Origin of the sequence: Bacillus sp. 22475 (assembly GCF_052044835.1) — a bacterium.
Lineage (GTDB): Bacteria > Bacillota > Bacilli > Bacillales > Bacillaceae_G > Bacillus_A > Bacillus_A cereus.
In genome coordinates this window covers 1-20,362 of sequence record NZ_JBQENW010000030.1, presented here as the reverse complement: position 1 = coordinate 20,362, position 20,362 = coordinate 1, and the positions used below count along the sequence as shown (strand labels likewise).

The window sequence follows — 20,362 nt, the reverse complement described above, 5'->3', positions numbered from 1 at the left end:
AATCCTCCATTCTATGCAATTTCATCTAGTAGTTTGTATGCTTCTGCTTTTGTTTGAACAGATAATAACCGCTCTCTAAAACTGTCATCCATAAGTTTTCGAGAAAGCATTTGAAGGATTTTTAAATGTTCATTTCCTTCATTTCCTTTTGGTACCGCAATCATAAATATTAACTTCGCTTCCGTTCCATCAAGGCTTTTCCAATCTATGCCCGATTGTTTAATTCCAAATACCACACTCGGTTTCCTTACGGCAGCTGATTTCCCATGTGGAATCGCAATGTTTATGCCAATACCTGTAGTACTTTCTTGCTCACGGTTCATAATAGCCTGTTTAAATTCTGTCACTGAATGTAATGCACCTACATGCTTTAATTTTTGAATCATTTCATCAATGATGTCATCTCTTGTTTCCCCTTTTAAGTCCGTTTCAATTAATTCTAAACTTGTAATATCTGTTAATTTTTTCATCTCTACCTTATCTACTTGTTCGCCTCTTGCTTGAGTTTCTTGTTCCAGTTGTTGCACTTCTATTGTTGCTGAAACTTCTTTTATTTGTTCATTTTCTTGTTTTTCTAACTTTGAAACGTCTTTTTTCAATACATTTACTACAACAGCTGTCACAATAGAGCCTACAATTACAGCCACAAAAAACATAAATACATTATCTACTGCTCCTAACACAGCAACAATTGGACCACCATGTGCCACTCTGTCTCCTACATGACCGATCATCGCAATCACAGCACCCGTCATCGAGCCAGCCATTATACTCGGAATAACACGAAGTGGATCTTGTGCTGCAAAGGGAATCGCACCTTCCGTAATACCAAATAGCCCCATTGTAAATGATGCTTTACCCATTTCTCTCTCTGAATCTTGAAATTTCCCCTTACCTATGAAAGTAGCCAGTCCCATTCCAATTGGTGGTATACAAATTGCTGCAGCAATTGGACCCATAATTTCATAGTTTCCTTCTCCAATCATTGCTGAACCAAATAAGAATGCTACTTTATTGACTGGACCACCCATATCAAATGAAATCATTGCTCCTAAAATTAATGCTAAAAGAATTGAACTTGACCCTTGCATACCTGCTAACCAAGCTGTTAATGATACGAAAACTTGTGCGACAGGTGCACCAATAATAAATACAAATGCTAAGCCTACAATAAGAGAAGTAAATACCGGAATAATAATAATCGGCATAATTGGTTGAATCGCTTTTGGAACTTTTAATTTTTTTATTCCTAACGCTATGTAACCAGCTAGAAAGCCAGCGATAATTCCACCAAGAAAACCAGCACCACTTTCACTTCCGTAAAAACTTCCTGTTGCTGCAATATATCCACCAATCATCCCAGGAACAAGTCCAGGTTTATCCGCTATACTATATGCAATATATCCAGAAAGTATTGGAACCATGAACGTAAATGATGCACCACCAATTTGTTCAATGGTTTTCCAAAAAGAACCCTCCGGAATCACTAAACCCCCAGGAGTTTTTTCTCCCCCAAGTGTTAACGCAATAGCAATTAATAATCCCCCGACTACGATAAATGGGACCATAAAAGATACACCATTCATTAAATGACGATATATCGGATTTTGCTTTCTTTCCTGTTGGTTACTTTCTACTATTTTTGACTGTGAATGATAAAGAGGTACATTCCCGCTGATTATTTTCTGAATTAATTCTCCTGGTTTACGAATACCATCTTGTACCCCAACAGCCAACAATTTTTTCCCTACAAATCTATCTTTATTTACGACTCTATCTGCAGCTATAATAATGCCGTCTGCTTCGCGAATATCTTGTTCCGTCAACTCATTTTCTACCCCTATTCCACCTTGGGTTTCAATTTTCATTTGAACTCCTAATTTATCCGCTGTTTTTTGCAAATTTTCAGCTGCCATATAAGTATGGGCAATCCCATTTGGACATGATGTAACCGCTAACAATTTCATTCTTAATCCTCCTCACACTTTTTACTAAGCGCCTACACTTACTATAAATTAATATTACGACGTCAAAAGTTTCATTTTTTACCGTAACTTCCGGAAAAATAAACCTTTTACCCAAGCGAAAAACGGGTTATTTGATTCTCCACTTTTTGGTTAATTATGTAAAAAGGACAAAAATTTCATTACGTTTGTTTCTTTCGTAAGCTTTTGAATAAAGGATGGTTGCTCACTTATAAAGGATAGTTCCTGAAACAATTGTTTCGTTACCTCTTGTCCATCACTTTTAACTGCTAGCATAAATACAAGTGATACCTTCTCTTCTCCCCAATCAATTGGTTCCTTTAATGTAGCAATTGCAATTACTGACTCTTGAATAAATTTCGGATTTCCATGAGGAATTGCGATTCCTGCCCCAATTGTTGTTGCTGACATTTTTTCTCTTATGATTGCATTTTCTGCATACTCTTTATCTACATACCCCTTACTATGCAAAGCATACGCTAACTTTTCAATTAGCTCATATGGGTGCTGTATATCCTGTTGTAAAAACACTAAAAATGGAGATGTATAATTGAACATAACAAAGTCTTTTTGTTCTTTATAACTTGGCTCATCATAATTTTGTATAAAGTCCCCTAGCTTCTTTTCTTCTGGCCCCTCTAATAATGGGGATACTACTATATGAGGAATGTCTAATCTTGAAAGACTAGTAGTTGAAATAACGAGATCCACATCACGATGTTTCATTATATAACTTTGTAAATCTGATTTTGAAATACAGTCCATCACATGGATATGACGAAATTTACGCTCAATTTTTGTACGTAACAACTGCGACATGCCAATGCCCATATGGCAAACAATAATTACATTTTTAGATTTTTCCTGGTAATTTAACCGTTCAACAGATGCTTCAAAGTGTAGAGTAAGATAAGCCGCCTCTTCTTCTGGAATATATATATTTTGAGATTCATTTATCTCTTCTAATACTTGTATCAATACATTAAACACATAGGGATACATTCTCTTTATATCGTGTAACATCGGATTAGAGACAGAAAGATCATAGCTTAAGCGATTCAATGCGGTATATAGATGAATCGTTAACCCTTCAATTAAAATTTTGTCTTTACTGAAATCAATTTCATATAACTGCGATATACGTTTAACTAATTGCTGTATAACTATAGAAAGAATTGGATTACTTTCAGTAAGTGTGCTATTCTGCATTGGTTTATCTTGATAACGGATTTTCCCACCTAAAATATGAGCTGTTAAATACGTAACTTCTTCTTCTGTAAAATGAACTGAAAAAACACATTCCAACTGTTTTAAAAATTCCAATGTCCATATATATTCTTTTGTTTCTTTCAGTATTTTAATTTCCTTTTCAGCATTTAAAATAGGTTGTTTAAGTTTCATTCTCCGTACCATGAGCAATGTATGCACTAATAAACTTTCAAATGTATCATCTGTAAAAAACAATGCATTTCGTTTTTGTAATGTTTTCAATTCGTTCGTAACAAATTCAACCTCATGATATTGAAATTGTTCTTTAATAAATTGATTCGTAAGATCAGAATTACGAATCAAATCTGATAATCTAGCCAAGGCTCTTCTTTTTTTCTTTTCATTTCCATTAATAATTAGTCCAACTCGCTGTTTTGAAACAATGGTTAAATCAAAATGATGTAACCATTTTTCAATTCTATCTAGATCTTTTTTTATAGTCGTTCGACTTACAAAATGTTGGGATGCCATTTCCTGTGCAGTAACTGCCTTTACATTCATTAATAAGTTGTATGCAATTTGTAGAATTCTTTCTTCATCTGATTCATACTTTGTGCGATTATTAATACAATAAAGTTTATTAAACAAGTCCACCTTTTCATATTCCTCAATCTCTAGGTACACACCTAATCCCGGTTTCCTAACAAGAATCGCACTTGAATAATTCGCAAGGTGCTCCTCAATTATTTTAAAGTCATTACGAATTGTTTTTTCAGAGCAATTCACCTTATCCGCAAGGTCTTGTACTAATGAATAGTCGTTAGATTCAGATAATAGTAGAAATAAAATTTCTTTTTGTCTTGTATTCATAAATTTCACCTATCTCTTATATCTTTCTATGTTATATGCATTACTTTACAAGATACTTTTACCCTCTCTTATAACTAGCAATTTCGATTAATTGTACTCACTTTCAAATTTTAGCTACCTTACGTTAAAAATTCTTATTTAGAATTAATTATTTTTCTCGATACTCCAACATCATTTCTATATTAAGTATCTTCAGCAACTAAGAGGACAATTAATTTCAATATACCGTAAAGTATCCCAATTAAAAGTTTAATTTATTACCAAGGCTCCGGAAAAGCTGCTTTATTTCTGTAACGAAATAAAATCCTGTATTAGTAGTTTTTTTATCTACATAATTAATTTTAATCTCTCTTCTAGAATCTCCCTATCTGATTGTGATTTTGAAATTACAAGACATGTATCATTCCCACAAATACACCCTACTTTTTCTTTCCATTCTACAGAGTCTAATAACACACCTATAACATGTGCATTACCCGGTAAAGTTTTAATAATGGTTAATTGATTTATATAATCAATCTTTACGACAACTTCTCCCAACTTTTTCTTTAACATCATATCAGTTTGTATATTATCTCCTGTGAAGTTTTTATATATTGTTAAACCGTTTGAAGAAACTGTCTTTATTATATTTAATTCGCGAATATCTCGCGAAATAGTAGCTTGTGTTACAATTTCCCCCTTTTTTGCTAACAGCTCTACTAACTTTTCTTGTGTATCTATTTCATGCTCTTTCACCGCTTGTTTAATTAGCCTTTGTCTTTTCTCTTTTCTCATAAAAGACGCCCCTTATATCGTTATACTTTTATTATATCTTGGCATAAATTTTATTCGAAAGAGGCAAAGGAGAATGTTGCGGAAACGTTCATAGTTTTGAGTACTTTACGCCCCTATAGGAGCACACCACACATCCATCAACTTAAGGATGTGAACTGCTTTTTATGAATCTGGATAAAAAATTATCTTTATTTGCTGAAGAGTTATATTGATATATAAGTACTAACTTTCAATTACCAATCCTATCCATTGCAATAAAATAAAATAGGTTGTAACATCTACCAGTATTTAAATGACGAACATTGTCTAAAGCATTTCAACTAATAATTAAGAGGAGCATACAATGAATAAAATAAAAAGGTTACTAAAACGTAAAACGACTTGGATAATTCTTATCCTACTCATATTTGTTTATGTAAATAACAGTTCTTTTTTTGCTGAGAGGACCGATGGGACTCCTCTTCTTCTTGCACACCGAGGGCTTTCGCAAACATTTAGCATGGAAGGGATTGAGGGTGATACATGTACAGCTGAACGTATAAATAAACCTGAATATCCTTATTTAGAAAATACAATTCCATCTATGGAAGCGGCATTTAAAGCTGGGGCTGATCTAGTAGAGTTTGATGTTCAACCAACTAAAGATAATAATTTTGTTATTTTTCATGACTGGACTCTTGATTGCCGTACTAATGGTAAAGGTGTTACAAGAGATTTTACAACAAAAGAATTACAAGCACTTGATATTGGTTACGGTTATACAGCTGATGGTGGTAAAACATTCCCATTTCGTGGCCAAGGGATTAATCTTATGCCAACACTTGATGAAGTACTTAACCATTTTCCAAATCGCTCTTTTCTTATTCATATTAAAAGTGATGATGAAAATGAAGGAATCCAATTGGCTGCTTACCTTAAGAAACTACCAGGAAAACGCCTTGAGCAACTAACTGTATATGGTGGCGATAAACCAATTGCTGCGATAAAAGAGCGCATCCCTAGTTTACGATCAATGTCTAAAGCAACCATGAAAAAGGATCTTCTTACTTATATGGCGTTAGGATGGACTGGTTACATGCCTTCAAGCCTGAAGCATAGGGAGTTACATATACCAGACAAAGTAGCTCCTTGGCTTTGGGGATGGCCAAATCGTTTTCTTAATCGAATGGATAAAGCTAATACACGAGTTATCGTTGTAGGAGGAAATGGATTTGGATTTTCAAGTGGATTTGATTCGCTTGAAGATATAAAACGTCTTCCTGACGATTATACAGGTGGAATTTGGACAAACCGCATTGATAAAATAGCGCCTGTATTTCAAAAATAAAAGATGATATAACAATCGAAGTTTTTTCATATGTTTAACCATTTATATTTTAAAAGAAGACTTATTAATAATGTTGAAGTTTTATACACCGATAAACACCGCTGATGACCTCTTATCTATAGGAAATCAGCGGTGTTTTTTGGGATGAATGCAACTAACTGTAATTCAAACCGAAGTACGACAACAATCAAAGAATTACCTGCTATATGTAAAAAATGAGCTAAATCCACATTAATAACTCATTGTAGATAAATTATTAACCTTGCAATACCCTCTTATATTTAATTGTAGGGGTACCGCCACATCCCCATCAAGCTAACAGAACAGATTGCCCCCTAAACGAAAATTTTGTGGCTTTTTTAGCGCGGAAGTTCATTATTATCGTTTTTTATGTTTTTTAACTTGATAGAGGTGTGGTGGATCCCTTTTTTAGAAGTAAATACTTTTAAAACCTTGAAGTATTTGAAAATCAATTTTATCTGCTTTTGTCCTTTGAATTATAAAATCTAATCCATTTTGGGTATTGTCCGCATATTTAGGCATTGCTTCAAGAGTATCTGTCAATGGTTTGTTGAAATCGTCCCAATGTATTGGAATAACAAGCTTCGGTTGTACTTTTCGTACAGATTGCTCGTAATACGTATTTTGGAAAGTACTTTCCTGCTTTCCTAATACCCCTATTCCTAAAAACAAGACATCAGCTCGAATATCATCTAATGCTCCTTCTATATAGTTAGCACTTGGTTTAACAAGGAAAGTTTTATTATTATGTGTAATCAAGTAATCATAAGAAGAGTCTTCATGATAATCTAGTGCTTTAGCAGGTTGTTTAAGTGTCTTTTTTATTTTTTCTCCTTCATCAAAGGTTGGTGAATGCTTCGATGGAAGGACAGTAAAAGTAAAATCACTAAATTTCATAGTCTTATTTACTTCATATACAGACATCTGGTTCTTATTTATATCACCACCAATACCTATGTTAATTGCTGATTCTGAACCATATACATGTGTTCCAGTTTGTTTAGCTATATAAACTAAATCAAACGCATGATCATAATATGTATGTGCAATAAATAATCCCTTAAGTTTATTACTATCAACCCCTATTTGATTAAAAACTTTATCCACAGTATCTTCATCTGTTTTTATATTGATGAACAATATTTTTGGTAAGGATGGCCTAGAAATAAAACCATCAATCATTAATTGTGTATTTCAAAAAACATTCTCCTTTCTAAACAAAAGATATTATTGTTTGCCTGTGCTAAATCCTCCTACTTGAGGCTACCACAAAGTATCTATAAAATTTAAAAAACGCCATCCTTTCCTATGATTCTACAGAAAGAATAGCGTATTTTTTCATATTAAGGAAATTTAGTTTTGTTAGCTTGATAGTGATGAAGTAGTACCAACAAAATGCGAATTTTGTACTCTAAGAAAAATTTGAATCCAATAAAAACTTTCTGTAAGGTTCATTCCCTACAACTTCATTTAGAAACTTATAAATTTATTATTTTTATCTTTATTTACTCATAAAATATCCAATTGTATAGATAATCCATAAGTGGACCGGATAGAAAATATAAAACATATATTTTGTAAATGCATTATTCACACCACGTTCGCCGTTATATAAAAAGAAGAATGGTAATGCGAATACCATCATCCATTGGTTGTTAAAACCAAATAAACCCATGTCTGTGAAAATCTCTCCCGCCATAAGTAACGTTGGGACTTCCATTAATGAAAGTAATACATATGTGATAATTAACCACATTTTCTTTTCTCTAAAGAAATAGAAGATTAATGTCATGATGACGCCCATGAAACTTGCTTCTGTAAACATTCCTAATGTACCCACAATAATTGCAGTTGGGATTCCGAGTAAATAGTTTTTTGTACGTTTCGTATAATCAATGGCACATAATAATACTATCCCAAGCCCAAGTGATAAGAAAATATTATTTAATAATCCAGCCTCTGTCGGGAAGATATATTGAATAATCGCTGAACCAGCAAACATAATCGCTGCCCACATAAATACACGTGTAGCATACTTTTTACGATTTCGTGTATAGAAAAATCCTTCCACTACAAAATAGAAAAAAATTGGTGCCACAATACGTCCTGGATGATGCATCCACATTGTCATACCTGGAATGTAAGTATACACGTGGTCAATGACCATAAGGACCATTGCAAAAATCTTTAATTGAAAAGCATTTAACCTCATAAAAATATAAAACCTCCACTTTATATATTACTCAAATACTATTAGTCCTCTAGGAAAACTATATTGTTTCTTACATCAACGATATACTTATATAAAGTTTCTATAGTAAGAGCATCTCTTATTTATCCAAGGGGTTCTTTTTCATGAAAAGAACCCCTTGAAAAGTATAATTTCAGGTATACTTTCTATGTTATTTTTAGATCAAGCACCTATATTATTAGAAACATGCATTGTTAATTTATAAGTTTTTTCAAATAACTTCGTCGAATGATGAAAAAGCTTATAACAAATAGCAATAAAAATATTCCTACGCCTATTGCTGTGACTCCATAAAGTGCTGATGAAAAATGGTTACGCATTGCAAGCATTATTCCACATAGAAGAATAGATGCAAGTGTAAACGGGACAAAAATTAAAGTTGCCAACTCCTTAGTCACAACAGCAACTAATTCTTTCACAGAAAAGCCAAGTTTTCGGATTCCTGCATATTTTTCTTTTTCTCCTTCAAATGACGTTTGCAGATAGAAATAAAGAATACTCATTGCTGCGCTCAAGAAGATAAGGCTCAACATGAACCCGATAAAGAATAGAAGACTCACTGTCGTTTTTTCAATCTCGTAAAAATTAATTTTAGAAGAAATTAGGCGCTCATTTGGTATTGTTGAAATTTTGGAAAGAATCGTTTCGGACAAGTCGAGCTTTTCTGTCCAATTATCAATTTCATAAGCAAATACTTTAAATACAGGATAGTCAATAGTTTCATAAACAGCATCTGGGACGATATAGTACATCTTTTGGAAACCTGAAGTTAAAATATTTCGTTTCTCAAGGCCCGCATATTTAAGTTTTCCTAACGGGTAGTCACGAATAAATTCTATACTTGGAAGAGCATAGTTATTTCCTGCTGCAACATAGTATTCATCATCCTTTAGTGAAATTGTCTTATGAAAACCAAGGGCATTATAATTTGAAACTGACATAAAGCCAATATTATGATTTTTATCTGTTTTAAATGCAGAATAATATGCATCGTATTCACCTTGTTTTGCTAATGCATTTTCAATAAATGAAATATCTTTCTTTTCAACTTCAGGTGTATTACCTGAGAGTGAGATATATTCAAAGCTGTACGGATCTATTGATTCTGCTCTCGTATTTATATTGTAATAGGAACTGTACAGTACATTTGTACATAAAAATACACCTAGCAACAAGACTGTTAATAAATAGATAAGTTGGGAATGCGAGCGACCTTTGGCCTTTATGTTCGAAACGTAAAGCATATTTGTTTTTTTGTAATACGACGGTCGTTTTTGTAATACATGAATCGATACAAACATTCCCTGCGTGATAATAAAATATATGGCTAATAGCGAACTAACAAATAGTAAAATGTAATGGATGGTTCCAGATGATTCAACCCAATTCATTTCTAATATGAGCGATAGTGCTAAGAATACGCTGGTAATTACTGATAGTAATAACTTCCATGGTGCAGGCACAATTAATTTTTCCTGTGTTACATCTGCTTTTAACAGATGTACAGCTTCTTCTTTGTTAATAAAACGTGTTATAAATTTAGAAACGATACAGAATAAAATTGCAAATAAAATAATAGTTAATGCGATAGCTTGTATTGGTATATACATACCAAAGCTATTCACTTGTAACACCCTTTTGGTGACCATTAAAAACAACGGGGCGATTACAAGCCCAAGCACAATCGCTTTTATTATTGCTACACTAGCAATAAGCATATTTTCTCTGAACACCATCTTACGCACTTGCTTCATAGATGCTCCAGTAATCATAAAAATGCCAAGACTTTTGGTTTTCTTTTTCAAAAATGAAAACATCGAATAAATGATGAAAACGAATGAAAAAATATACACAATAAAGCTCGTAAGTATCATTACAAGGCTAAGTGTGCTTCCTGTTTGAATGCTCGCTAACATAGGATGAAATGCTACAATCGAAAATAAGAAAAATATCAAAATGGAAAATACACTGCTTAAAAAATAAGAAATATATGTCCATTTATCGCGCAAAATGTTTTGAAAGACAATATGATTAAAACTCATGCTGTCCACCACCTAAAAATGTAAGTGTGTCCATAATTTCTTGATAAAACTTCTGTTTATTATCACCTCGATGCACCTCATTATAAAGAATACCGTCTTTTATAAAGATTACGCGATGTGCAAAACTAGCAACATAGGCATCATGTGTCACCATTAAAATAGCTGTGTTAAAGGTCTTGTTAATTGACTCAAACAATGTCATAACATCATTTACCGCTTTAGAATCTAGGTTTCCAGTTGGTTCATCAGCTAATAATAACCCTGGTTCATGAATAACAGCTCGAGCAATTGCCACACGCTGTTTCTGTCCACCTGAAATTTCAAATGTACGTTTCTTTAAAATTTCTTTAATACCTAAAAAAATTGCAACTTTCTCTAAACGTTTGCTCATTTCCTTAGCTTCTACAGAATCAAGTACCAAAGGTAATAAAATATTTTCCTCTACTGTTAAGGTATGAACAAGGTTAAAGTCTTGAAAGACAAACCCTAATTCTTTGCGACGAAACTTCGCTAGTTCATTATCATTTAATTCATAAGGATTTTTTGAATTAATTGTTACTGAGCCATTAGTTGGGCTATCGATTGTTGAAATGCAGTTAAGAAAAGTTGTTTTTCCACTACCAGAAGGCCCCATTACCGCAACAAACTCATTCATGTTTAAATTAAAATCAATACCTTTCAATGCTTGATAGGAAATTTCTCCTGTATATACTTTTTGAAGCTCTTTTACATTTAAAATGGTGTTTGACATCAGTACCTCACTCCTTTGTATCTTTCAGTATTTGATTATAGATGGGCCTTTTACTTCTTAACATCTTTCAACGTGACAGCAATATGACAAAATTGTCACATTCAAAACGGCTACCTTATTTGGTAGCCGTTTCTATACTTCTTGAGAGGTCTATTGTAAATGTTGTTTCATTATCTTTAGAATATAGATGGTATGGATGATTTAATGTAGTAAGAATACTTTTTACTACATAGAGACCGATACCAGTTGCTTCTCCTTTTGTACGTCCTTTCGTTCCCGTGTAAAATAATTCAAAAACACGTTTTATTTCACTTTCAGGTATCGTTTCTCCTTTATTTTTAATATATAACTGCCCATTTTCATAGTGGATTATAATGGATGAGTATTTTTCTCCATATTTAACAGCGTTACTTAATAATTGGTAAACCACAACCTTTAGCCATTTACGATCTGAATAGAGAATTATATGCTCAGGTATAGTGCTCTTAGGAAAGATTTCTTCCTCAATAAAATAATCCCTTAAATCATTAATAACTTCCTGCACAATATGTTTTAACGGAATTGGTTCTATTTTTAAATCTGCTAATAATTTAGTAGAGCGACTATACGTTAGTAACTGATTTAAAGAGAAGTTTAGTTTATCGCACTCAACTTTTACTTTTTGCCATTCTGCAAGGGAATTTGGTTCCTTAAACTGATTAGATTGTATAAGCAGTTGAATGACAGAAAGTGGCGTTTTCATTTGATGAACAGCATGAGAAATCATTAATTGCTGATTATGTAAAGAACTCTTATATTCCTCTTCTTTTGATAGAAATAAGGATTGAATATATTGCAACTGAGATGCGTATGCTTTTTCGTATGAAGCTATTGGCTGATAAATCATAAGACTGTCCGTATGGATGTTATTATTCTCAATATGTGCATACATTTTTTTACGGCGTAAATAACGACAAAAAAGTAGTATGATTAATAGAGAGACGGCTAGAAATATAAAATAGGTATAATGATTTTCAAAACCATCTAATCGATGAATCACAATTGGTAAGCTAATAAATGTAATGATATACAAAATAATAAAGCTCATATGGTCTTTTAAAAATAACTTCATGTAAGTTTCTCCGTTAATTGATAGCCAATTCCTCGTATAGTTTTAATTTCTAAAGTAGAATGAATGGCTTCTAATTTCTTTCGTACTCTTGCAATATTTACTGTTAAGGTATTTTCCTCAACAAATTCTTCTTCATCCCAAATGGCTGTAAGTAGTTGCTGTCTTGTTACAACATTAGGATACGCTTCAAAGAACATTGTACATAGCTGGAGTTCTTTTATTGTTAATAGCTCCTCCTGATTAGGTGTGCATAATCGTACAGTGTCCAGGTTTAAAGCTGTATTTCCTATTTTTATAATTTTTCCCTGTACATTTCTTGCATATTCGCCATATATACGACGAATTTGTCCATTAATTTTTGCAAGTATCACTCCTAATAAAAAAGGCTTAGTAATGAAATCATCAGCCCCATTTTCAATGCCATACACTTGATCGGCCTCACTCATACGAGCAGAGAGAATCACAATAGGACAATTTGATATTTGTCTTATTTTACGGGACCAATAATAACCATCAAAAGCAGGAAGGGTAACATCCATTATGACAAGGTGGGGTTGAAAGTCTTGAAAAATTTCTACTACCTTTTGAAAATCTTCTACAACGAGGCAATGATATCCATATTTTTTAAGATGGTTTTTTAGCGTATATGCTATATTCATTTCATCTTCAACAATCAATAATTTATACATTTCATCCTCCGATTTATTTATTAACTTTGTCTCATACCTTAATTTTAAACCATTATTGCTTTTGCTCAAAATAAGGACAGTCTTATACTATATGGGTGGCACCATATGTCCATCAACTTAAAGGTTTTATAACACCAAAAAATGGGCTTTTTAATACAAGTTAGCAGAAAATTTCGTTTTGGGGGTATTTGTTTTTCTTAGCTTGATGGGCATGGGGGCACCATATCAAAAAAAGAAAATTGTGCGTTTAGACATATTTTTCAACCGCTTCCTGTACGTTAAGGGACTCGTTATTTTTTTACAGTTTTTTATTATGAAATTCTAAATAACTAATTATAATAGGTGAAAAAAACGATCAATAGTTGGGGTACGGAAAGGATTCGAATTTACATTCTTTCTCAATACATATCATGGATAAATAAAGTAAAATATGGGTTGGGGCTATGTCTCATGTTGTGTTAATCCTAACAATAACTACGGGTAGATAATATGCTTTCATACCTTTGAATAATTTTGTTATAGAAGGGATGGAGATTTAAATGGCTCAAATTGTTGGTATTGATAGATACCTTTGTACTGGGGCTTTAATCTATATGCGTGAGGGCCTTTCCCTAAGTCTTTTCAGGAAGTAAGGATCAGTAAGCAAACACTTATACAATATGAATAGAGGAGAGGAATGCCTTATGAAAAAAAGTAATCAAATTACATGTGCAAGTCTGGCCCTTTTAATAGCTGGAAGTTCCCTGTTATATACAACACCAACCTCAATTGTAAAAGCAGAGCCTACTCAAAATGTATCTAGTTCGTTACAAACAAATACTCAACGAGATCGTACTTCCGTCAAGCAAGCAATGCGGGATACATTGCAACTTGGATACCCGGGGATACTTGCTAAAACTTCTGAGGGTGGAAAAACGTGGGGGTATGCCGCTGGAATAGCGGATCTGAGAACCAAGAAACCAATGAAAACAGATTTTCGCTTTCGCATTGGGAGTGTGACGAAGACGTTCACCGCAACAGTTGTACTTCAATTAGTTGGAGAGAATCGTCTGAAGCTAGACGACCATATCGAAGACTGGTTGCCTGGTGTCATTCAAGGAAATGGATATGATGGTAACAAGATTACTATCCGGGAGATATTGAACCATACAAGTGGTATCGCTGAATACTCAAGGTCAAAAGACGTTGATTTTACGGATACAAAAAAATCGTATACGGCTGAAGAGTTAGTGAAGATGGGGATTTCTCTTCCCCCAGACTTTGCTCCAGGAAAGGGCTGGTCTTATTCAAACACAGGATACGTATTACTGGGCATTCTTATTGAAAAAGTAACTGGAAACAGCTATGCGGAAGAGGTTGAAAATCGAATTATTGAACCTCTTGAATTGTCGAATACATTCCTACCAGGCAACTCAAGTGTTATTCCAGGCACTAACCATGCCCGTGGATATGTCCAACCAGAAGGAGCAAGTGAGTTAAAAGACGTTACTTATTATAACCCAAGTGCAGGTAGCTCTGCTGGAGATATGATTTCTACTGCTGACGACTTAAACAAATTTTTCTCTTACTTGCTTGGTGGCAAATTACTGAAAGAACAGCAACTAAAACAAATGCTTACTACAGTTCCTACAGGAAAAGAAGGAATCGATGGATATGGTCTTGGAATCTATGAAACTAAGCTTCCAAGCGGTGTCTCGATATGGGGACACACAGGTGGCATTCTAGGGTTTACTACTCTTGTTGGAGGTAAACTTGGAGGCAAGCATACGTTGGTCGTCAATTGGAATGGTTTGGGTAGAACTGACAGTCCTAATCCTTTTAAAAAAATTTTACTTGCTGAATTTAATAAGTAGGAAAAATTTATCGTAGTTTTCATAGTTAAAAATATACTTTTCTGTTTCAAAAGCCCCAACTTATTTTCAAGAAAAATTTGGGGCTTTTTTTGTTTTGATGCGTTTATTCTCCTTAAGTTGATGGATGTGGGGTACCGCCACATGCCCATCAAGCTATGATTTTGAAGTATCCCCAAAACGAAAATTTTATTATTTTACAGTTTTTTATGAGAATTCAACTCGTTTTTTTCGTATTGGGAAACAACCAATTTCTTGACTTGATTTGAAATTAAAAATATAAACCTTTGCCCACTGGCCGAACGGTTTCTAACACAATTTCAACCATGTCTTCATTAATTAGGGTTCTTATAATCCAAGCTGAGAGATCTTGAGCGGCAAAACAACCTGCAGCAGTCGAGATATTTCCTTCGTTTACGAAACTTTGCTCAATAACGTCTACATCAAATTCTTTCAGTTGTTCTACTACGGATGGATATGTAGTTGCTTTTTTACCTGTTAACAATTTTTTAGCTCCTAGTAGTAGTGAACCAGAACACATAGAGCCTATCAATTGTCTTTGAGAATCTACATGAATGCTATTAAGGTATTCTTGATTTTGATATAAATCTTGTACACCCTTACCACTTGCAAATATTACAGCGTCAGCGTAAGGAATATCAGATATGCTTCCTGTCATGGGGATACGTAAGCCAGACATGGATATATGAGTTTTTTCCGTTCCTAATAGTTGGACATTCCAATCAGAAATACCACCAACTAAACGTACACGATTTAATAAATCCCATGGTAAAAAAACATCTGTATCAGTAAATTTATCAAAACAGACTATTGCAATTTTCATTCTCCACCCCTCCGTTATCTAAATATTAAAAACATTTTAATTATAACAATTTCAAGTGGAGGTAGCGAGGTTTAAATTGTTTAATAACTGGATATCACCCCCAGTGTTACTAAACTAAAAAATTGTATCCAAAAAACGAAAAAAACGCCATCCTTTCTGTATATTTCTACAAAAAGGATAGCGTTTTTTGATTATATAATTACATATTATCCATTATTAGCTGAAGCCTCTCCTGTATTCCCATCATTACTTGGTGACGGTGGCGTTCCATGGTCATCCTCATTGTTTGGTGGTATTGTATTCCCTTGGTCACTACCACTTTTTGGTGGCGCTGTATTTCCTTGGCCATTACCATTGTTTGGTGGTGTTGTATTCCCTTGGTCACTGCCACTTTTTGACGGTGTTGTATTTCCTTGGCCATTACCATTGTTTGGTGGTGTTGTATTCCCTTGGTCACTACCACTTTTTGGCAGCGTTGTATTTCCTTGGCTATTACCATTGTTTGGTGGCGTTGTATCTCCCTGGTCACTACCACTTTTTGGCGGCGTTGTATTTCCTTGGCCATTACCATTGTTTGGTGGTGTTTTATTTCCTAGGTCACTACCATTGTTTGGTTCACTTTGCTTTTGCTCTTCTAGTTTCTTTAATTCTTCTTGTTTCTTTTGCTTTTCTTTTTGCTTATTTTCACTCGGCTGTTCAGTCGTATTTGCTATTTTCGTATTTGGAGAAGAATCATGCTTCTCACCTTTAATGCGTAATTCGCTACCTTCTTGAACTACACTGTTTGGCATTTTAAATTGTGACTTATCTGTAGCAAACTTACTCATCATTTCTTTAAAAATCAATTGAGCTATTTTCGTATTTTTACTACTAATATAATCATCTTTACTATCCTTTGTATATCCGGTCCATACTGCCATCGTATATTGTGGTGTATAACCAGCAAACCAACTATCACGAGTTGCACTTTCTGGTAGATTATATTGTGCTATTTGTTCTAACGAATAGTTTGTTGTACCTGTTTTACCCGCTATATCTAAAGAACTTATATTAGCTGTTGTACCTAACCCAGATGAAACAAAAGTACGAAGCATATCAGTAATCATATATGCTGTAGAATCCTTCATAACTCGTTTTGACTTTTGCTCAAAGCTTTTTGATTTACCATCTGAATAAATGACTTTCTTAACAAAATGTGGCCTCGTATACTTACCATCATTACCAAATGCAGCATAAGCACCTGCAATTTCAGTCGGTGACGCTTCATTTGTACCAATCGCTGTTGATTCGGTCGGTGCTACATTAAATGTAATACCTAGCTTTTCAGAGAAAACTTTTGATTTATTAATTCCTACTTCTTTTGCAGTTTTTATTGCCGGGATATTTCGGGACGTTTTCAATGCATCGCGCATTGTAATTGGTCCTAAATGCTTTCTATCAGCATTTCTAACTTCTTGTCCCGTTGAGTACTTAAATGGAGAGTCATCAATTTGATGGTAAGTAGCCCATTTTAAATATTCAATTGCAGGAGCGTAATCAAAAATTGGTTTCATCGTTGAACCTGCTGAGCGATTTAATTCAATTGCAATATTATGTCCTTTAAAAACAGCTTTATTTTCACCACGCCCACTACCAATTGCACGGACTTCTCCTGTTTTCGTATCCATAAATGTGAAAGCGCCTTGGAATTTCTCATTTGGATAATTAATAATATCTTTATTTAAAAGTTTGTCCGCAAAATCCTGTGCCTTTGGATCTAATGTTGTATAAATTTCTAAACCGTCAGATCCGATATTAACATCTGGCAACTCTTTTTCAACTTCTTTCACAACCGCATCCATAAAAGCTGGATAGGGCATTTCTTTTTGTTCAGTTGCTTTCTTAAGTCCTTCTGTTACTGGAACTTTTGATGCTTCTTCCATTTCTTTTTTTGTAATATAACCATGTCGATTCATTAATTTAAGTACAACATTTCTTCTTTCTGTTGCTTTTTTGATATTTTGTTCTTTTGTTGGATCATAGTTATTAGGAGCTTTCATTAAACCAGCAAGCATTGCAACTTCTGGTAGTGTCAAATCTTTTAATTCCTTACCATAGTAATTTTGGACTGCTGTTGCGATTCCGTATGAACGGTTACCTAAGTAAACTTTATTTAAATACATTTCTAAAATTTCATGTTTTGAATACTGTTGTTCTAGCTTATATGCTAAATATATTTCTTGCGCCTTTCTCTTTGACGTTTTTTCCATCGATAAGAAGTAATTTTTAATAACTTGCTGTGTAATCGTACTTCCACCTTGAGAGCCGTAATCCCCTTTTAGGCTGACTAAGGCTGCACGTGCAGTACCTTTATAGTCTACGCCACTGTGCTCGTAAAAACGAGCATCTTCTGTTGCTAAAAACGCATTTTCTACTAACTTAGGAATCTGATCATACATAATATTCGTTCGTTTTTCTTTTCCATATTCATATATCAATTTCCCATCTTTATCATAAATTTTTGAGGATAACGGATTAACAAGTTTTGCTTTCTCAAGTTTTGGAGCATCTTTGATCATAACGAAAAAGGTAGCAACTCCTGCGACTAACCCCACAATACCAAGTAATAAACAACTAACTAAAAACTTACGAAAAAACGATGTTTTACCTTTTGCTTTTTGTTTCTTAGCAGTAGGCTGTTTTTTCTTTTTAACTTGTCGTCGCTCCTCTCGAGAACGATAATTTTCTGACATGCAACTTTCTCCTGCCTTTCAATTCTCCTGTTGATTTACTTAAAATTATTAAAGTCACTTTAAGAAATATATTCATATTTAAAAAGTGTACTAAATAGACAATTTAAGTAATAAATTTGTTCCACTTTAAGATGAGGAAGAAATTTGAGCTTATCTGATAACGAAACAGAAACGGTAATAGTGGCACAACTAAAAAAATGGAATTTCGTAGAAAATCCATTTTTAGCTTGATGGGCATGTGGCGGTACCCCACATCCATCAACTTAAGGTATATTTTTAAACAAAATGCGGTCTTTCCATATAGTTTTTTATTATCTTTTGTAGATTTTATAAAAGCGGGCATATCAAATAAACCCTGACGGGTTTCAATTTTTTACTATGCTACCTGATGAGTAGAAGTGGTATACTCATAAACAACACCCAAAATATCAAAGACTGTCTTTTTCTCGTATCGATGAGATTTTCGTCCGTTGTGCTGTAGGAGGTTAAACAGACGAAGGAGAACCTTTGATAATTCTTGGGTGTTTTTGTGTAATGCTTGGTAAAAAAGTGAAAAATAATCCTTAATTATGTACATCGCTTTATATTCACTTAGCTCTTTCTGTTTCTTACGTAATAGGAGTTCTCGCATTTTAAACATAGTAGAAGAACATAATAGAATACTAATGAGTTGCCCATAAAGATGACATTCTAATCGCTCTTGTTTAATAGATTTACAACGATGAATTTGAAACCAAGATTTCCATATTTTAAATAACAGCTCAATTTGCCAACGTAATGAATATAAATCATAGATTTTCTCTTTTGGTACCCATTCCGTAGGAATGTTTGTCATATATACCGTAATACCTTGTAAAAGCTTTGTACGCTCTGTATATGTAATTCCTTTTTTCTTTTCACGAATAGCTCGGTCACGTAGGCGTTTCTGTTTTTGCTCCTCGGTACACCTATAAACTACAATACGAGTAGGCAATTTGTCCTTACTCCCTACATATACATCGTGTAATTCATACACTTGGCCAGGTTGTAGTTGTTTCATAATGTCTTCCAAATGAATTTGTATATATACTGGTTTCAATTGAGAGGGTTTTGTTTTAAATACCACTGTTTCGAACTCTTTTCTATATATTTTAGTTGGTAACTTAAGACGAGATAAATAATACCCCTGCTTGTCTTGAATAGACTTAAAGTCTTGTAGATGAAAATATCCTAAGTCACGAATATACAGCTCATTCTTTTGTATCATGCCTGTTCGAGTCGCACCATACGCCTGATCACTTCGTTTTCCTGGTTCAATTTTCACATCAGAAAATTCCCCACTCAACAAGTCATACTCTAGTTGAATTTTCACACCAGCTTTATGACTACATCCTCCGGCACCAGGATAGGTAGATGCGAATCGATCTGGAACCTGAAAGGTTGTAGAATCAAGGATGCGAATGCGCTCAAAGTAGGAAGAAAGAGAATGAGAAATCTTAGATACGCCTCCAATTTTAGCTTGTAGAAGTGTAGTAAATACAGTTCGAAAGAAGGCTACAGAAGCAGAGTTAAATCGCCGATTAAGTCCTTCCGGACTTAATAAAACTCCTGTTGAAGTTTCTAATTGACTACATAGTTGAGTAAGAGAGGTAGTAGCGACTTGTTGATTTAGCCATACACACAAAGATAAGAAATGGTGCCCGTGGCACTTACGTTTTCGTTTCATTCCGCCTGCTTCTATGGCTAATTGATTAAGTGTAGCGGGAGACATATATCGATATAACTCTTCAGCGAATAAAGATAATTCTTGTTTTTGATTCATATTCATAAAAAACACGTCACCCTTTCTCATTAACATAAGAAAATAGTAACGTGCTTTTAACTTCAAAAATAGTCTAAATCCTTAAGTTGATGGATGTGTGGC

Annotated in this window: 13 protein-coding genes and 1 pseudogene; 2 read left to right on the top strand and 12 right to left on the bottom strand. The window is 33.9% G+C overall.

The window, feature by feature from the left end; translation table 11 throughout:
* Nucleotides 1-11 precede the first annotated feature (11 nt).
* The 3 genes from ACTJJY_RS27250 to ACTJJY_RS27240 all read right to left on the bottom strand — a co-directional run bounded on the left by ACTJJY_RS27250 (nt 12) and on the right by ACTJJY_RS27240 (nt 4,841).
* A complete protein-coding gene (locus ACTJJY_RS27250) occupies nt 12-1,967 on the bottom strand; it encodes a fructose-specific PTS transporter subunit EIIC (protein WP_440607045.1) in 1,956 nt (651 codons plus the stop codon).
* A gap of 150 nt (nt 1,968-2,117) precedes the next feature.
* The gene (locus tag ACTJJY_RS27245) at nt 2,118-4,064 is read right to left on the bottom strand and encodes a BglG family transcription antiterminator (protein WP_440607044.1); all 1,947 of its coding nucleotides are present in this window, start codon (nt 4,062-4,064) and stop codon (nt 2,118-2,120) included.
* 327 nt (nt 4,065-4,391) lie between these two features.
* Nucleotides 4,392-4,841, bottom strand: a complete 450-nt coding sequence (locus ACTJJY_RS27240; protein WP_440607043.1) for an arginine repressor — start codon at nt 4,839-4,841, stop codon at nt 4,392-4,394.
* A 343-nt stretch (nt 4,842-5,184) separates the two neighbouring features.
* On the opposite strand from ACTJJY_RS27240, the gene ACTJJY_RS27235 reads away from it, so the two are divergent.
* Nucleotides 5,185-6,168: a glycerophosphodiester phosphodiesterase family protein gene (locus ACTJJY_RS27235; protein ID WP_440607042.1), complete on the top strand. Its 984-nt coding sequence runs from the start codon at nt 5,185-5,187 to the stop codon at nt 6,166-6,168.
* A 429-nt stretch (nt 6,169-6,597) separates the two neighbouring features.
* Here the strand turns inward: ACTJJY_RS27235 and ACTJJY_RS27230 are convergent.
* From ACTJJY_RS27230 to ACTJJY_RS27205, 6 genes and pseudogenes are all read right to left on the bottom strand, one after another.
* Nucleotides 6,598-7,383, bottom strand: a pseudogene (locus ACTJJY_RS27230) (MBL fold metallo-hydrolase); the annotation flags it as partial.
* Between the two features lie 307 nt (nt 7,384-7,690).
* Nucleotides 7,691-8,401 (bottom strand): TraX family protein, encoded by a 711-nt coding sequence (locus ACTJJY_RS27225; protein WP_272795481.1) that lies wholly within the window; start codon nt 8,399-8,401, stop codon nt 7,691-7,693.
* Between the two features lie 233 nt (nt 8,402-8,634).
* The gene (locus tag ACTJJY_RS27220) at nt 8,635-10,482 is read right to left on the bottom strand and encodes an FtsX-like permease family protein (RefSeq protein WP_098224077.1); all 1,848 of its coding nucleotides are present in this window, start codon (nt 10,480-10,482) and stop codon (nt 8,635-8,637) included.
* Nucleotides 10,472-11,233 (bottom strand): ABC transporter ATP-binding protein, encoded by a 762-nt coding sequence (locus tag ACTJJY_RS27215; protein ID WP_086422525.1) that lies wholly within the window; start codon nt 11,231-11,233, stop codon nt 10,472-10,474. Before ACTJJY_RS27215 ends, ACTJJY_RS27220 begins: the two co-directional genes overlap by 11 nt.
* 115 nt (nt 11,234-11,348) lie before the next feature.
* Complete coding sequence (locus tag ACTJJY_RS27210; protein ID WP_272795487.1) at nt 11,349-12,344, bottom strand: sensor histidine kinase; 996 nt, start codon at nt 12,342-12,344, stop codon at nt 11,349-11,351.
* The gene (locus ACTJJY_RS27205; RefSeq protein WP_440607041.1) at nt 12,341-13,033 is read right to left on the bottom strand and encodes a response regulator transcription factor; all 693 of its coding nucleotides are present in this window, start codon (nt 13,031-13,033) and stop codon (nt 12,341-12,343) included. The genes ACTJJY_RS27210 and ACTJJY_RS27205 overlap by 4 nt, the downstream gene beginning before the upstream one ends.
* A 683-nt stretch (nt 13,034-13,716) precedes the next feature.
* On the opposite strand from ACTJJY_RS27205, the gene ACTJJY_RS27200 reads away from it, so the two are divergent.
* Complete coding sequence (locus ACTJJY_RS27200; protein ID WP_440607040.1) at nt 13,717-14,886, top strand: serine hydrolase domain-containing protein; 1,170 nt, start codon at nt 13,717-13,719, stop codon at nt 14,884-14,886.
* 268 nt (nt 14,887-15,154) lie between these two features.
* Here the strand turns inward: ACTJJY_RS27200 and ACTJJY_RS27195 are convergent, their stop codons facing one another.
* From ACTJJY_RS27195 to ACTJJY_RS27185, 3 genes are all read right to left on the bottom strand, one after another.
* Nucleotides 15,155-15,727 (bottom strand): DJ-1/PfpI family protein, encoded by a 573-nt coding sequence (locus tag ACTJJY_RS27195; RefSeq protein WP_440607039.1) that lies wholly within the window; start codon nt 15,725-15,727, stop codon nt 15,155-15,157.
* Between the two features lie 206 nt (nt 15,728-15,933).
* A complete protein-coding gene (locus tag ACTJJY_RS27190) occupies nt 15,934-18,459 on the bottom strand; it encodes a PBP1A family penicillin-binding protein (RefSeq protein WP_440607038.1) in 2,526 nt (841 codons plus the stop codon).
* 376 nt (nt 18,460-18,835) lie between these two features.
* Nucleotides 18,836-20,266: an IS4 family transposase gene (locus ACTJJY_RS27185; RefSeq protein ID WP_440607037.1), complete on the bottom strand. Its 1,431-nt coding sequence runs from the start codon at nt 20,264-20,266 to the stop codon at nt 18,836-18,838.
* Nucleotides 20,267-20,362 lie beyond the last annotated feature (96 nt).

Excerpts from the sequence above, each read along its gene's own strand:
- ACTJJY_RS27250 (WP_440607045.1), bottom strand. The coding sequence starts at position 1,967 with ATGAAATTGTTAGCGGTTACATCATGTCCAAATGGGATTGCCCATACT.
- ACTJJY_RS27210 (WP_272795487.1), bottom strand. The coding sequence starts at position 12,344 with ATGAAGTTATTTTTAAAAGACCATATGAGCTTTATTATTTTGTATATC.
- ACTJJY_RS27195 (WP_440607039.1), bottom strand. The coding sequence starts at position 15,727 with ATGAAAATTGCAATAGTCTGTTTTGATAAATTTACTGATACAGATGTT.
- ACTJJY_RS27240 (WP_440607043.1), bottom strand. The coding sequence starts at position 4,841 with ATGAGAAAAGAGAAAAGACAAAGGCTAATTAAACAAGCGGTGAAAGAG.
- ACTJJY_RS27220 (WP_098224077.1), bottom strand. The coding sequence starts at position 10,482 with ATGAGTTTTAATCATATTGTCTTTCAAAACATTTTGCGCGATAAATGG.
- ACTJJY_RS27190 (WP_440607038.1), bottom strand. The coding sequence starts at position 18,459 with ATGTCAGAAAATTATCGTTCTCGAGAGGAGCGACGACAAGTTAAAAAG.
- ACTJJY_RS27235 (WP_440607042.1), top strand. The coding sequence starts at position 5,185 with ATGAATAAAATAAAAAGGTTACTAAAACGTAAAACGACTTGGATAATT.
- ACTJJY_RS27215 (WP_086422525.1), bottom strand. The coding sequence starts at position 11,233 with ATGTCAAACACCATTTTAAATGTAAAAGAGCTTCAAAAAGTATATACA.
- ACTJJY_RS27245 (WP_440607044.1), bottom strand. The coding sequence starts at position 4,064 with ATGAATACAAGACAAAAAGAAATTTTATTTCTACTATTATCTGAATCT.
- ACTJJY_RS27225 (WP_272795481.1), bottom strand. The coding sequence starts at position 8,401 with ATGAGGTTAAATGCTTTTCAATTAAAGATTTTTGCAATGGTCCTTATG.
- ACTJJY_RS27205 (WP_440607041.1), bottom strand. The coding sequence starts at position 13,033 with ATGTATAAATTATTGATTGTTGAAGATGAAATGAATATAGCATATACG.
- ACTJJY_RS27185 (WP_440607037.1), bottom strand. The coding sequence starts at position 20,266 with ATGAATATGAATCAAAAACAAGAATTATCTTTATTCGCTGAAGAGTTA.
- ACTJJY_RS27200 (WP_440607040.1), top strand. The coding sequence starts at position 13,717 with ATGAAAAAAAGTAATCAAATTACATGTGCAAGTCTGGCCCTTTTAATA.